Annotated in this window: 11 protein-coding genes; 4 read left to right on the forward strand and 7 right to left on the reverse strand. The window is 73.8% G+C overall.

Features of this window, described 5'->3' with window-relative positions; translation table 11 throughout:
- Positions 1-17 precede the first annotated feature (17 nt).
- A complete protein-coding gene (gene sucB, locus OG335_RS37135; RefSeq protein WP_405009470.1) occupies positions 18-1,394 on the forward strand; it encodes a 2-oxoglutarate dehydrogenase, E2 component, dihydrolipoamide succinyltransferase in 1,377 nt (458 codons plus the stop codon).
- Positions 1,395-1,502: 108 nt separating this feature from the next.
- On the opposite strand, the gene OG335_RS37140 is transcribed toward sucB, so the two are convergent.
- The 3 genes from OG335_RS37140 to OG335_RS37150 all read right to left on the reverse strand — a co-directional run bounded on the left by OG335_RS37140 (position 1,503) and on the right by OG335_RS37150 (position 4,163).
- On the reverse strand, positions 1,503-2,609 hold the full coding sequence (locus OG335_RS37140) for a hypothetical protein (RefSeq protein ID WP_405009469.1): 1,107 nt from the start codon (positions 2,607-2,609) through the stop codon (positions 1,503-1,505).
- A gap of 484 nt (positions 2,610-3,093) precedes the next feature.
- Positions 3,094-3,474: a hypothetical protein gene (locus tag OG335_RS37145; RefSeq protein ID WP_405009468.1), complete on the reverse strand. Its 381-nt coding sequence runs from the start codon at positions 3,472-3,474 to the stop codon at positions 3,094-3,096.
- 176 nt (positions 3,475-3,650) lie between these two features.
- Positions 3,651-4,163, reverse strand: a complete 513-nt coding sequence (locus OG335_RS37150) for an EndoU domain-containing protein (protein WP_405009467.1) — start codon at positions 4,161-4,163, stop codon at positions 3,651-3,653.
- A gap of 54 nt (positions 4,164-4,217) precedes the next feature.
- On the opposite strand from OG335_RS37150, the gene OG335_RS37155 reads away from it, so the two are divergent.
- The gene (locus OG335_RS37155) at positions 4,218-5,255 is read left to right on the forward strand and encodes a hypothetical protein (protein ID WP_405009466.1); all 1,038 of its coding nucleotides are present in this window, start codon (positions 4,218-4,220) and stop codon (positions 5,253-5,255) included.
- 84 nt (positions 5,256-5,339) lie between these two features.
- On the opposite strand, the gene OG335_RS37160 is transcribed toward OG335_RS37155, so the two are convergent.
- The gene (locus OG335_RS37160) at positions 5,340-5,936 is read right to left on the reverse strand and encodes a TetR/AcrR family transcriptional regulator (protein ID WP_405009465.1); all 597 of its coding nucleotides are present in this window, start codon (positions 5,934-5,936) and stop codon (positions 5,340-5,342) included.
- A 181-nt stretch (positions 5,937-6,117) separates the two neighbouring features.
- Between OG335_RS37160 and OG335_RS37165 the strand changes: the two genes are divergently transcribed.
- Positions 6,118-7,056 carry an SDR family NAD(P)-dependent oxidoreductase gene (locus OG335_RS37165; protein WP_405009464.1) on the forward strand — a complete coding sequence of 313 codons (939 nt, stop codon included), beginning with the start codon at positions 6,118-6,120 and terminating at the stop codon, positions 7,054-7,056.
- Positions 7,057-7,174: 118 nt separating this feature from the next.
- Here OG335_RS37165 and OG335_RS37170 read toward each other — a convergent pair whose 3' ends face one another.
- From OG335_RS37170 to OG335_RS37180, 3 genes are all read right to left on the reverse strand, one after another.
- Positions 7,175-9,772: an alpha-amylase family glycosyl hydrolase gene (locus OG335_RS37170; protein ID WP_405009463.1), complete on the reverse strand. Its 2,598-nt coding sequence runs from the start codon at positions 9,770-9,772 to the stop codon at positions 7,175-7,177.
- An 861-nt stretch (positions 9,773-10,633) separates the two neighbouring features.
- Entirely contained in the window at positions 10,634-11,212 is a 579-nt protein-coding gene (locus OG335_RS37175) for a TetR/AcrR family transcriptional regulator (RefSeq protein WP_405009462.1), read from the reverse strand.
- 9 nt (positions 11,213-11,221) lie between these two features.
- Positions 11,222-12,112 carry an SDR family NAD(P)-dependent oxidoreductase gene (locus tag OG335_RS37180; RefSeq protein WP_405009461.1) on the reverse strand — a complete coding sequence of 297 codons (891 nt, stop codon included), beginning with the start codon at positions 12,110-12,112 and terminating at the stop codon, positions 11,222-11,224.
- Between the two features lie 362 nt (positions 12,113-12,474).
- Between OG335_RS37180 and OG335_RS37185 the strand changes: the two genes are divergently transcribed.
- Positions 12,475-13,569, forward strand: a complete 1,095-nt coding sequence (locus OG335_RS37185) for a LacI family DNA-binding transcriptional regulator (protein WP_405009460.1) — start codon at positions 12,475-12,477, stop codon at positions 13,567-13,569.
- The last annotated feature ends 356 nt before the right edge of the window (positions 13,570-13,925 follow it).

A 13,925-nucleotide genomic window follows, 5' to 3' on the forward strand; every position in this document is an offset into this window, starting at 1 on the left:
TAGGAGTCGCTGACACCATGGCGGTCTCAGTAACACTGCCCGCACTGGGCGAGAGCGTGACCGAGGGCACCGTCACCCGCTGGCTGAAGGCCGAGGGTGAGCGCGTGGAGGTCGACGAGCCGCTGCTCGAGGTCTCCACCGACAAGGTCGACACCGAGATCCCGGCCCCCGTCGCCGGCATCCTCGCCTCGATCAAGGTCGGCGAGGACGAGACGGTCGAGGTCGGCGCCGAACTCGCCGTCATCGACGACGGCACCGGCACCCCCACCCCCGAACCCGCCCCCGCCGCCGAACCCGCCCCCGTCACGGAAACCGCCCCGGCCCCTGTGCCCGCCCCGGCCCCTGCGCCCGTACCGGCCCAGGCCCTCGCACCGGCCCCTGCGCCCGCTCGGACCGCGGCGCCGGCGCCGGTCCCGTTCACCCCACCGGCCCCGGCCGGTGACGGCGGCAAGGCCGCCTACGCCACCCCGCTGGTCCGCAAACTGGCCGCCGAACTGGGCGTCCCGCTGGCAGCCGTGCAGGGGACCGGCATCGGCGGCCGCATCCGCCGGCAGGACGTCCTCGCCGCCGCCGAGGCCCCGGCTCCCGCCGCTGCTCCCGCCTCCCCGTCCGCCGCCCCTTCCGCCGCACCGTCCCCGGTTCCGGCCGGGCCGTCCGCGGCGGCCGCCCCCTCGCCGCTGCGCGGGCAGACCGTGCCCATGACCCGGGTGCGGAAGGCCATCGCCAGGCACATGGTCCAGTCGCTCCAGGTGTCGGCCCAGCTGACCACCGTGGTCGAGGCCGACGTCACCCGGATCATCCGGCTGCGGGAGCTCGCCATGGCCGGGTTCCGGGAGCGTGAGGGCGTCAAGCTCTCCCCGCTGCCGTTCTTCGTCAAGGCCGCCGTCGAGGCGCTCAAGCTGCACCCGGTCCTCAACGCCCGGGTGAACGAGGACGACACCATCACCTACCACGACGTCGAGAACATCGGCATCGCGGTGGAGACCGACAGGGGCCTGTTCGTCCCGGTCATCCACGGGGCGGGCGACCTCAGCACCGCGGGCATCGCCCGGAGGACCGCCGACCTCGCGGCCCGGACCCGCGACGGCGGCCTCAAGCCGGACGAACTGGCCGGCGGCACCTTCACGGTGACCAACACCGGTTCGCGCGGTGCGCTGTTCGACACCCCGATCCTCAACCAGCCGCAGGTCGGCATGCTGGGCATCGGGGCGACCGTCCGGCGCCCGGTCGCGCTGGAGACCCCGGAGGGCACCGTCGTCGCCGTCCGCGACATGGTCTACCTGGCCCTGTCGTACGACCACCGGATCGTGGACGGTGCCGATGCCGCACGCTTCCTCGGCACGGTGAAGGCCCGACTGGAGGAGGGTGCGTTCGAGGCCGACCTCGGGCTCTGACCTCCGCCACGGCGGCCACGACGGGATGTCGTGGCCGCCGTGGCGTGCGTGTCGTGCCGTGGGCCCGGCCCGGCCTGCCGGACCGGGCCCACAGGGGTCGGGCGGGAGTCAGAAGGCCGAGGTGTAGGCCGTGAGGAACGGGGCCGCGACCGGGGTGCCGCCCGGGTTGAAGCAGAGGGTGTAGAGCTGCACCGTGCCGCTGGTGCGCGCCCAGGGCATGGCGAGGCCGCACCAGCCCGGTCCGGTGCCGTAGGCGGTGGCGTGGGCGGTGTCCGAGGGGACGGCCACGCCGGGCAGGGTGACGGTGAACGGCGCGGATCCGGCGAGGGTGTTGACCGCCCCTACGGAGTTGAAGTTCGTGTTCGCCGGTACGCCGCCGTTGAACCAGAGGTAGCCGAAGGACTTCGGCGGGAACGCCGGCCCGTGCACCGCCCGCTTGAGGGAGTAACTCAGCGTCCAGGTGGTGTCGTAGGGCGCGTTGGCGGCGTTGAAGCAGGCCACCACCACGGTCTGCCCGCTCGCGCCCGGTACCCAGTCGGCCACCTTGCAGCGGGCGCCCTGGATCCCGTTGACCGCCGTGACCTCGATGTTCCCGGCGGCGGTGGACACCCCCAGGCCGGGCAGCCACGCCTTCCAGATGCCGGTCGAGCCGTGGCTCACCGTGTTGACCGCCCCGGCCGAGTTGTACTGCGCGAGCACCGCCCCGCTGACCGCCGAGTAGGTGTACCCGTAGCTGCCGCCGGCCGGCGAGGGCGTCCCGCTGCTGGTGGTGTAGAGCACGGTGAACAGGGTGTTCGACGGGGCGCCGCTCGGCTGGTAGCAGTTGACCGCGACGTCCTGCCCGGTGCCCGCCGTGGACCAGCCCTTGATCTGGCACCAGTTGCCGGTGCGGCCGACGGCGGTGGCGTGGGCGATGCCGCCCGGGCCGGCGATCAACGGGAAGTGCACCACGTACGCGCCCACGCCGAGCTGGTCGACCTTGACCGGGTTGGCGGCCGGGGAGGGCCAACTGCCCCACTGCCGGGTGAGGTCGGGGACGTACCCCGCGGGCGGGGTCGGGTTGTCGAGGAACGCGAAGCCCCAGCGGTCCGGTACGGCGGCGTGGGCGGGCCCGGCGGCCGGCAGAGCGGCGGCCATGAGACCGGCCACCATGGCCAGGACGAGCAGGACGGCGCGGACGGGTCTGAACGACGGTGCGACGGTGCGGGCGTGCATGTGCGTACCCCCTGGGTGGTGAGGACGGGTGTGCTGCCTGCGCGGTGCAGCCTGCGCTGCGAGCCCGCTCCCGGGCTCCGGGGCGGGCGGCTCCGCCGGGACGGGCTGCTCTGGTGCGCCGGACGGTGTCCGGCGTCGGCCGCTCCCGGTGATCGGGCCCGGCGGCGCCTCACATCGTAGGATCGCCCAACGCCGTGGCACAGACCTCTGGCATGCTCCCGATGGTCGGTTGTCGGCCGTTCACGGGAACCGCCCCACCCGCCCCACCAGGGCCCGGCGGACGCTCCGGACCCGCCGCACGGGCCCGTGGCCCGCCACACCCTGCCCGGGAGCCCCGGTGCTCCCGCCCTCCCCGGCCGTCCCCGGTGCGGGTGCGGCCCCGACGGCCGGAACGGTGCACGGAACCGTGCCGCGGGCCGCGGCGCGGAAGGTGTCCCGGGGCCGCGGCCCCGGGACACCTCGATCAGCGGGGCCGGTCCGTCCGCTACGGGCAGGCGGGAACCGCCGACTGGTTGGTGACGTAGGAGGAGTGGACGTAGGCCCAGGTCGGCTGCGCGCCGCCGGAGTAGTTCACGTACGCGTAGAACCACCGGTTGCTGGAGTAGTTCCCCGTGGCCCAGCCCGCGTCCTTCCAGCAGGACACCCAGGAGGCCTGCCCGTTGGGGTTGCGCCAGCCGTCGGAGGTGACCCAGCCGATGAACGACCAGGACTCCGCGTACGGCGCGGTGCGCGCCGCGGCCCCGGCCTGGACGGTCATCGTCGCGTAGCCCGCCGCGTCGGCGGCCGGCGCGACCGCGACCGTCAGCCCGGCCAGGGGGACGCAGGCTGCCACGACCGCGGCAGCTCGCTGGAGGAGGGAATTCATGTCCTGACCCTTCGCTCGGTGTGCGGTGCTGATGGTCCGTCGGATCCGTCGAGCGGCAAGCTCGTTGACAGGCAGGCCCGGTGGCGGGACGCCCGGACCGGATCCGGCGGACCTGACCACCGTACGAAGGCTGCGGCGACGCTACGGCGATGGCCGCCGACCGTGCCCCGCAGCCCTCAACCCCCGTACGTGTAACCCGAGATGACACCCTCCCCGTAGGGCTCCACGATCACCCGGATCCGCACCGAGCGGTGCGTGCCGTCCACCCGGAACCGCGCGGGGATCGCCCACTCCACGTCCGGGAGCCGGTGCCAGGGGTTGAACAGCGTCCCCGGCTGTCCGCTCAGGTCGTCGTCCCCGCGGGTCCAGCGGGAGGAGGGGTCGGCGGCGACCGCCTGCACCGCTTCGAAGATCTGATCGTCCGTCCAGCCCGCGGGGAAGAGGCTCTTGCCGGAGCCCCGCGCCGCCGCCCTCGCCGAGTGCAGCTCCGCGATGTGGTCCATCCGGAAGGGCGACAGATAGCTTCCGGCCTTGCGGAGTTCGGGCGTGATCTCGGGACCGTCCGACTCGTCCGGCTCCTCCACCGGTACGTCCTCCCACCCGCCGAACCGTCCGGGCAGCGCCCCCCGACCACCGGCCTCGTGGCCGTAGACGTTCGCGGGACGGTAGGGCTCCTGCTCGGGCACCATCGGTTCGACCCCCGTGTCGTGGTGACGTTCGGCTCCTACCGTAAGGCGGCAGCATTGGCGGCGACCCCCACCGGACAGCAACCGCACGACCCGCGGACCCCTCGGCCCCGGCACCCCGGCCCGCCCCGACACCTCCGGACCGACCTGCCCCGCCCGGACGACGACCCGCAGGCACAGGGGGCCGCTGCCGCGGGCAGCGCGCTGCGCGGACTGCTCACCGGCCGCCCCGCCTACCGGAACCGCTGGCTGGCCCACGTCCGGCGGAAGCGCGGCGACGGGATCAGCTACTCCGCCGTCTCCCAGGTCGTCGCACTCCACGTCTGGGACAGCGGGTTGAGACCGGACACCGACCGGGACCTCCCACGCCGCCTGCGCGACCGGGTGCGCCAGGCCCTGCTCGGCGAACAGCTGACCCACGAGACCGTCACCTGGCTGACCGACTCCTTCGGGTTCTCCGCCGAGGACACCGCGCTGGTCTGGGAGGCCTTCTCCGGCCGCAGCGAACTCGACCTCGACGGCAGCGGCATCACGTTCACCCTGCGGCACCCGCCCGTTCCGCTGGTCCAGCCCCAGCGCCACCGCACCACCGCACTGTTCTCGCGCTACCACCTGGACGCGGACCGGATGCTGCGCCGGACGGAGCACAGCCACGTGCTGCTCGCACTGGAGGACGGCGTCGACTCCTACGCGTACAGCCCGCGCGACACCGTCACCGGTGTCGAGTCCGTCGTCGGCGGCACGTTCAGCGGCTTCCGGCCGAGCAGCCCGGGCTTCGTGGGGCTGAGGTTCGGCCTGGACCGACGGCTGCGCCGGGGCCAGCACGCCTCGCTGCACTACACGACCGTCCACCGGCCCACCCCCGGGCCGTGCGTCCAGCTGCGGCGGGCGGCACGCAAGCGGATCGACAACGTGGACATGCGGATCGTCTTCGACCGCGCCGTGCCCCGCCGGGCCTGGTGGTGCGCGTGGGACGACTACGACGCCGGCGAGCTGGTCCGTGAAGTCCCGCTCGCCGTGGGCGCGGACGGGGTGATGCACCAGTTCCTGCCCTACCTGGAGGAGGCCGTGGTCGGCTTCCGGTGGGAGTGGTGACCCGTCGGTGCCGGCAGCCGGCAGCCGGCGACGGAGCGAGACGAGGGGCGCGGTGAACCGTCCCGGTCCGGGAGGGAAGCCCGGTCAGGGGGTACCGGTGAGCAGGGTGGCGGCTGACGCGGTGGCACGGGCGAGCAGTCCGGGCAGGTCTGCGACGGCCACCTCGCCGCGGGCGTGGCGGCGGCCGGTGTGTTCCCAGCCGGCGAGGGCGGCCGCAGCGGCCATGGCGGGGCGGGTGTCGTCCGGGCCGGTGCCGAGGTCGGCGTGCAGTGCGGCGGTCAGCAGGTCCTGGTAGCGGGACACCTGGAGGCGGCCGCGGGCGGCGAGCGCGGGTGATCCGCCGATGATCCGGGCGAGCAGCCGTTCCGTCCCGGCGCCCCGTTCGGTGATCCAGCCGTGGACGACCTGCGCGGCGGTGTCGAGCGCGCCGGTCCCCGAGGTGCGGTCGGCGAGCCGGTCGGCAAGGTCGGCGCAGCGTCGGACGTCCAGGTCGAACAGCACGTCGTCCTTGCCGGGGAAGTGCAGGAAGAACGTGCGGGGTGCGATGCCGACCGCCGAGGCGATGTCCTGCACGGTCGTGTCCTCGAACCCCCGGTCGGCGAACAGCCGGAGCGCGGTGTCGGCGATGAGCCGGTGCCGTTGCTGCCGCTCGCGTTCGCGCAGGGTGGGTCGCTGGTCCATGCGTTCCATCCTAGCCCTTCCGGTGCAGTGACTGCATCGGATACGTGTGCTGCAGGAAGTGCAGGTGTTGCAGTCGGCCTCGGCTCGGCCTACCATCCGGGTGCGGCCATTCGGTGCAGTCAATGCACTGAATGCATTCGCTGCACCCATTGCTCTACCCGAATCATGGGAGGAGGCGGCCGTGAGCACGAGAGCTCCCGACCGTTCACTGTCCGGGCGGGTCGCCCTGGTGACCGGCGGTACCGGCGGCATCGGCCTGAGCACCGCCGTCGGGCTGGCCCGTCGCGGCGCCGAGGTCGTCGTCACCGGCCGGGACCCGGAGCGCGGGCACGCCGCGGTCCGGCGGATCGCCGAGGCCGCGGGCATCGCCCCCGAGGCCGTCCACCTGCGGATCGCCGACCTCGGCGTGCTCGGCGACGTCCGTCGGCTCGCCGACGGGATCCTCGCCGACCACCCCCGGCTGCACCTGCTGGTCAACAACGCCGGCGTCAACCACGGCTCCCGCCGGAGCACCCCGGACGGCCTGGAGGCGAACCTCGCCGTCAACGCCGTCGCACCTGTCCTGCTGACCCGGCTGCTCCTCGGCCGGCTGGCCGCGAGCGCGGAGCCGGGCCGGGCCCCCCGGGTCGTGCTGGTCAACTCCGGTGCGCACAAGATGGTGCGGCGGGCCGTCGACGCGCTCGACGACCCGCAGGCGGAGGCCGGGCCGTACGTCGCGATGACCGTCTACGCCCGCAGCAAGCTGCTCGTCCTGATGGCCGGCCTCGCGCTCGCCCGGGAGCCGGGCACCGGCCCGGTGACGGTCACCGCCGTCGACCCCGGCCCGGCGGACACCGGCATGACCCGCGCCATGGACCGCACCTTCCTGCCGCCCGCGATGCGGGCCGGCTGGGGCCTGTACTACCGGCTCGGCCCGGCTCGGCGCAGCGCCGACACGGCCGCCGCCTCCACGCTGGCCGCGGCGTCGTCGGCCGCGCTGGAAGGCCGGACCGGAATCTACCTGGACGCGAAAGGCCGGCCCGCCCGCACCTCGCCCGCCGCCCGCGACGAGGCGGCCCACGGCGCTGCCCTGGCGCTCCTGGACGACTTCGGGGCGGACACCCGCACCACCCGGCTCTGACCCGCCGGCCCGCGGCGGGCCGGCGGGTCGGAACCGGACGGGCGTCCGCGCCGCCACGGAGGGACGGCGGCGGCGCGGACGGACCCCGGCAGGGACGGGGGCTCCCGTGTGGCGCGGGTCAGTTCTTCCGGAAGACCGTCACGGCGAGCGGGTCGGCGACGCTCCCGGTCGCGCTGGTGGCGCCGTTGGTGCCGAAGACCTTGGTCCAGGAACCGGCGGGGAGGGTGGTGGTGTAGCTGCTGTCGGTGGGGTTGTAGACGACGACGGTGTCGTAGCCGGTGGGTGCGCCCGCGCTGGAGCTGATGGAGGAGACCACGACGGCGCCGTTCACCTGGGTGGACATCTGGTTCCTGACGGCGTCCCAGGTGGTGAGGCGCAGGGCGGGCGTGGCCTTCCGCAGGGCGATGGCGTCCCTGTAGTAGGCGAAGGTGGCGGCGTTGGCCGCCTTGTCGCCCCAGTGGATCGCGTTGACGTCGTCACCGGCGTTGTAGGAGTTCTTGGCGGTCTCGTAGTTGCCGCCGACGACCTTGGAGCGGAGGAACTCGTCGCCCTCGGCGAAGAACGGGATGCCCTGGGAGGTGAGGACCATGCCGGTGGCGAAGCGGTCGATCCGGCCGGCCCGTCCGGTGGCTCCGCCGGTCGCGCCGGAGTAGGTGATCTTGTCCCACAGGTTGAGGTCGTCGTGGACGGAGACGTAGTTGACGGTCTGCTCGGGGTCGTAGGCGAACGCCGGGTTCCAGGTGTCGGCGAGCCGGCCGGTGCTCTTGGCGGCGAGCGGTGAGCCGCGCATGCCGAGGGCGATCGAGGAGGCGGTGCCGCCGCCGTTCATGTACGCCATGACGGCGTCCTGCGTGCCGCCCTTGATCGCGTCGCGGTAGGCGCCGTTGAAGACGCCGACGTGGGCGTCGGCGAGCGTGGGGACGGCCGCGTAGCGGACCTTCTGCGCCTCGGCGGCGTCGGCGACGCCTCCGCTCCAGGGCTCGCCGTAGATCTGCAACTGCCGTTCCGGGAAGGTGGCGTTGAGGTAGCTGCCCCACTCGGCGGCGTTGGTCGAGTAGTGGACGCCGAGGAGGTCGAAGCGGAAGCCGTCGACGTTGTAGTCGCGCACCCAGTGCTCCAGGGAGTCGCGGATCATCCGGCTGACCATGGGGTTGCCGTCGTCGACGGAGTTGCCGGTGCCGGAGAGGTCGGTTCCGTTGTAGTACTTCCCGGTGATCCCGCCGAACACGTCCTTGCCGGCCGTGTGGTTGTAGACGACGTCCATGATCACGCGGATCCCGGCGCGGTGGAACGCGTCGACCATGTCCTTGTACTCGCGGATCCGGTCCTCGGGCGCGGTGTACTGGGAGAACTGCTCCTCGGGCACGTTGTAGTTCGCCGGGTCGTAGCCCCAGTTGGGCACGGTGCTGTTGAAGTCGAAGGACGGCAGGATCTGGACGTCGGTGACACCCAGCTCCTTGAGGTGGTCGATGCCCGTCTTCACGCCGTTGCCGGTCGTGCCGCCCTGGACGAGGCCGAGGAACTTGCCGCGCTTGGCCGGGTCGACGCCGGAGCTGGCGTCGACGGTGAAGTCCCGGACGTCCAGCTCGTAGACGACGGAGTCCTCGCGGTTGGTGCGGGCGGGCCGCGCGGCCCAGCTGCCGCCGGTCGGCAGCACCGAGCCGGAGTCGACGACGACGCCCTGGGTGGTGCCCGGGTTCACCATCTGGGCGTACGGGTCGCGGACGGCGTTGCCGCCGACGGAGAACTGGTACGGCTGGTTCTTGAGGTCGCCGGCGACGACGGCCTGGTAGACGCCGCTGTATCCGCCGAGGGTGACCGGGCTCAGCGGGTAGGTCCTGCCGCCGACGCCGACCGTGACGGCGGTGCTGTCCGGCGACCAGATCCGGAAGGTCGTGCCGGTGCTGGTCCAGATCGCACCGAGGGTGTTCCCGGTGCCGGGCGGGGTGGTCGTCGGGCCGGGGGAGGGCGTGGCGGTGGAGCCGGTGCCGCTCACGACGGTCAGCAGGTGGGTGGCGGCGGTGTAGCCGAAGGTGGTGGTCGCGCCGCCGGCCGGCACGGTGAACGGGATGTCGGCGCCGCCGGCCGTGCCGTTCTGGCCGTAGTTCTCCGCCCAGGAACGGTCGATGGCGGCCTTGACCGCCCAACTGCCCGCGGGGATCGCGGTGGTGGCCCAGGTGTAGGTGCCGTCGCCGTCGGTGTCCAGGAGTTTGGACAGCAGGCAGTCGGGGGCCCAGTCGCCGGGGCAGCCGATCTCGGACTGGAAGCTGCCGGCGGCGGTGACCGTCCTGCTGGCCGCGTCGTCGGTGATCCGGTGGGTCGCCGGGTCGTAGACGAAGGTGACGGGCTTTCCGCCGGCCGGCACGGTGAGCGGGATGTCCGCGCCGCCGGCCGTGCCGTTCTGGCCGTAGTTCTCGGTCCAGCTCCCGTCGATCGCCACCTTGTAGGCGTAGCTGCCGGCGGGGAGGTCGAAGGTCGCGGACCACAGCCCGTCGGCCCGCCGGGTGAGCTGGTCCTGCGCGCAGTCGGTGGCCCAGTCGCCGGCGCAGCCGATCTCGCTGTTGAACGTGCCGGGCACCGAGACGGTGCCGGGCGTGGCGGCGCCGGCGGGCGACGGGAGGAACGCGACGAGGGTGAGTCCGAGGGCTGCCGCTGCGGCGACGGCCGTGGCGGCGGCTGCTCGCTGCCGCCCGGGGCGGCGGTGGGTGCGGTGCATGTGGGGGACCTCTGCTGGGTGGGTGCCCTCGGCCGTGGCGGCGTCGGGCGTCGGGTGGGGGTGGGGGTGGGGGCGTGGTCCGGGGCTCCGGTGCGGAGGCCGGACCGGGTGTCCGGGGCGCGCGGGGGTCAGGTCCTGCGGGCCCCGGACGGCTCAGGTGCCGCGGAACCCCGCGACGGTGCGGGTGGCGGCGGGGAGGACGGCGGGTGCCACGCGGGCGGGCGCTCTTCGCGGCGTGGACGGGCCGGGTGCGGAGTGCACGGGTGGGACCTCCTGTGGAGCCCCGCGGCAGGCGGCACACGGGCGGGGCGGTGGGTGGGGAGGAGGAGCTGTGCGCCCGCCCGGCGGGTTCTGCCGGGGCCTGGACGCGTCCGGGACGCGACCCGGCGGGCGTTCGGCCGGCCGGCGCGGCAGCCGACCGCTGGGGGCAGTCGACCGGGACAGCCGACCGGGTGGGGCAACCGACCGGGTGGGGCAACCGACCGTTGGGGTCGCGCATTGGTCGGCAGGTTGCTAACTCATGTTAATAATGGGTGAACGGCGGCGCGGTCAAGGCGTCGGTCGAAACCCGCCGCGACCGGCGCACTCGGTGCGGCCTCCCCGCGCCGCCCCTCGGCGGGCCGGGCCGGTGACCCGTCCCGTCGGACTCTGACGAGTCTCGGCGAAGCTCGCGGCGAAGGGCCCCGGGTGCGAGCGTGCGCGCCGCAGAGGCGGTCTCCGCTGCCGTCATCGCGCTGCCCCAATCGCGTCCCGGGTCTCCGGATCGGCGACCGGCAGGACACGGTGGGCGTGGGCGACGGCGGGGTGGTCGGTGTCCGCGGCCGTGATCGGGGCGCCGGTCGGTCGGTGGCGGAGCGCGGGTCAGCCGGCCTGCGGGGTGGTGCGCAGGCCGCCGAGGAGGGTGGCCAGGTAGCGGTGGGCGGTGGCGGCGCGGTCGGCGGGGGCGCCGCCGTGGACGTCGACTGCGTGGGCGATGCCGCACATCAGGGGCACCAGGTCGGCGGCGGTCAGGTCGGGTCGGACCGCGCCCGCAGTGCGGGCGCGGTCGAGCAGCGCGGTGCCGGCCGTACGGAGTGCCGTCTTGAGTTCGGTGGTGCGTGGCAGGGCGTCGACGGGCGCGGCGGCGACCGGGGGCAGGGCGGCGTCGGTGACCTGGGCCTCGACGGTGCGCTGCAGGAAGCCTGCCAGCGCGGTCCACGGATCGGGCTCGGCGAGGGCCCGCTCCGCGTATGCGACCAGCGCCTCCAGGCAGGGCGCGGCCACCGTCTCCAGCAACGCCTCAGGGGTGGGGAAGTGCCGGTAGACGGTGGCCACGCCGAGCCCGGCGCGCCGGGCGACGTCGTTGAGCTGCAACGCGGCGCCTTGGTCGACCAGGGCGCGGGCGACGGAGACGATCCGGTCCCAGTTGCGGGCCGCATCCTTGCGCAGGGGCGTGGTCATCCGGACATGCTAATCGGATGGCCCATCCGCATGAGCGGGGACCGGCGCGTACTGCTCGCTGAGCCGCCGTACGGCCGCCGCGGTCCGGGGGTCGGTGGCCGCACGGAACGGCGCGTGCGGCTGCGCGTCGGCTCCGATGACCACGCCCGTCCGCCCGTCGAGGGCCGGGTCGGTGGCGGCGACGATCGACGGCCGGGCGGCGACGGACGCCGAACCCGACGTCGAGCGCTCGAACCGGCGGCGCACCAGGGGCCACAGCAGCCGCAGGGCGGGTGAGACGATCGCCGGGTCGGTCAGGGTGTTGTCGGTCATCTCCGTCGCGGCGCCGCCCGGGTCGGCGGCGAACACCGAGACGCCCGTACCGTCCAGGCGCCGGGCCAGGTCGAGGGTGTGGGCGAGGTGCGCCAGCTTGGCACGGCCGTACCAGTGGAACCCGTAGTAGCCGCCGGGCGGTTCGACCGAGTCGAACACCCGCTTGGCGACGCCGACCGCGCCCGAGGTGACGTTCACGATCCGGCTCGGCGCGCCGGCCTTCAGGGCGGGCAGCAGGAGTTCGGTCAGCAGGTACGGCGAGAGGTGGTTGACGACGAAGGACGCCTCGACGCCGTTCAGCTCCGTCTGCCGCGGGAACATCGCGCCGACGTTGTTGACCAGGACGGTCAGCGGATCATCGGCGAGCCGCGCGGCGAGCGCGCGGACCTGGCCGAGCGAGCCGAGGTCGGCCTGTACGAACCGGGCCGGACGCGACGGGTCCACGGCGCTGATCCGCTCCACCGCCCGGGCACCGCGATCCGGGTCTCGCCCGACCACCGTCACCGAGAACCCGGCGGCGGCCAGGCCCAGGGCCGTCTCCAGTCCGATGCCTCCGGTCCCCGCCGTCACCACAGCTGTCTTGCGCACACGCCCTCCAGGAATCGGATAGGTCATCCATTTGCGCCGACGCTAGCACATGCGGATTACTTATCCGCTTCGCTGGTGTCGGCGCTGCGCGGCCCGCAGGGTCGCGTCGGGGGTGCGGGCGGTCGCGCCGGGGTGCGGGCGGTCGCGGCGACGTCGAGCGGGATGGCTTCGAAGGCGACCACCTCTGAACCCGGTGGCCGAACTTCGACGGGACAAGCCGTTGCCGGTCAAACTTCGGCGAGACTCGTCAGACTTCGACGAGACAGGTCGGCCGGCTTCTGCGCCGACCGCGCATGACACGTTAGTAACATGCGTTATCGTTCCGAGAGCAGCCTGAACGCACCTACGAATGCGGGGACACGATGTCGGCGAGCACGCCAGGACCGGCCCCGGCCGGGCGGTCACGGCCCACCTCCACCGATGTGGCCAAGGCGGCGGGGGTGTCGCGCTCCGCGGTCTCCTTCGCGTTCAACAGCCCCGAGCGGCTCTCCGTGGCCACCCGTGACCGGATCCTCGCCGCCGCCAAGGAGCTCGGGTACTCCCCGAACACCCTGGCGCGGATGCTGCAGGCCGGGCAGACCCAGTCGCTCGGCGTCCTGCTCCCGCAGAACCTCGCCAAGATCATGGAGAACCCGTACTACGCCCGGTTCCTCACCGGGGTGGGCCAGGTCTGCGACGAACAGGGGTACACCCTGCTGCTCACCCCGCCGCTGCGCGACTCCATGCTGAAGGCGATCCCGTACGCGGCGGTCGACGGCTTCGTGGTGTGCGGGCTGGAGCACGACCGCGGCGAGGTCGCCGAGCTGCAGCGGCGCGGCATCCCGTTCGTCCTGGTGGACAGCAGCCCGTGGGCGGACGTGCCGAGCGTCGACGTCGACGACGAGAGCGGCGCGCGCGAGGTCACCCGGCACATCCTGGAGCTCGGCCACCGCAAGGTGGCGCTCCTCTCGATCGACCCGGGCCCGGAGCGGGCCGAGCGCGGCTACCGGGGGCCGCTGGCCCGCCGGATGGCCGGTGTCACGGACGCGCTCTCCCAGGTCGGCATGGATCTGCAGGACGTCACCCTGGTCGAGGTGCCCGCCACGCGGATGGACGGCTACCGCGCGGCGAAGGCCCTGATGGCCGCGCCGGGGACGGCGCCCACCGCGATCGTCGCGCTCTCCGACATCCTGGCCTTCGGCGCGGTCGACGCCCTGCACGACCTCGGCCTGCGGGTGCCCGACGACGTCTCGGTCACCGGCTTCGACGACCTGCCCGAATCGGCGTGGCTGAGGCCGCGACTCACGAGCGTCCGGCAGGCCATCGCCGCCAAGGGCCGCACCGCCGCGGACTTCCTCATCTCCGCGATCCGCGGGGAGGACCAGCACCCGCACCAGCTGCTCGGCACCAGTCTGATCGTGCGTGACTCCAGCGCCCGCGTGCGCGCCGCCCGGGACGCCGTCCTGCCCAACGGCTGACGGGCGCGGCAGGCGCGGCAGGCGCGCAGACACGGCGGACACGGCGGCTCGGCGGGCTCGGCAGACACGGCGAGCGCGCGGAACGGCGCCTTCCCTCCCGGTGGCAGCGGGCGGGAAGGCGCCGTTCCTGCGTTCCGGCGGCGCTGTCCATCGACTGGGTGGGGAACCGTCCGGGCCGTGTCCGCGGTGCGTCGAGCGTGTTACATAAACGTTAGCTAACTCCTGTTAGTTACCTGCTAACGTCATCGGCGTCAGAACACCGGCGCGACGGCCCGCCTCGCGGAATCCGGGCAGCACCTGCCCGCCGCGACCGGCGGAGCCCCGCCCACCACCCGGGCCCTCGGTGCAGCATCCGC

The organism is Kitasatospora sp. NBC_01539, from assembly GCF_045040525.1.
Classification (GTDB): Bacteria; Actinomycetota; Actinomycetes; order Streptomycetales; family Streptomycetaceae; genus Kitasatospora.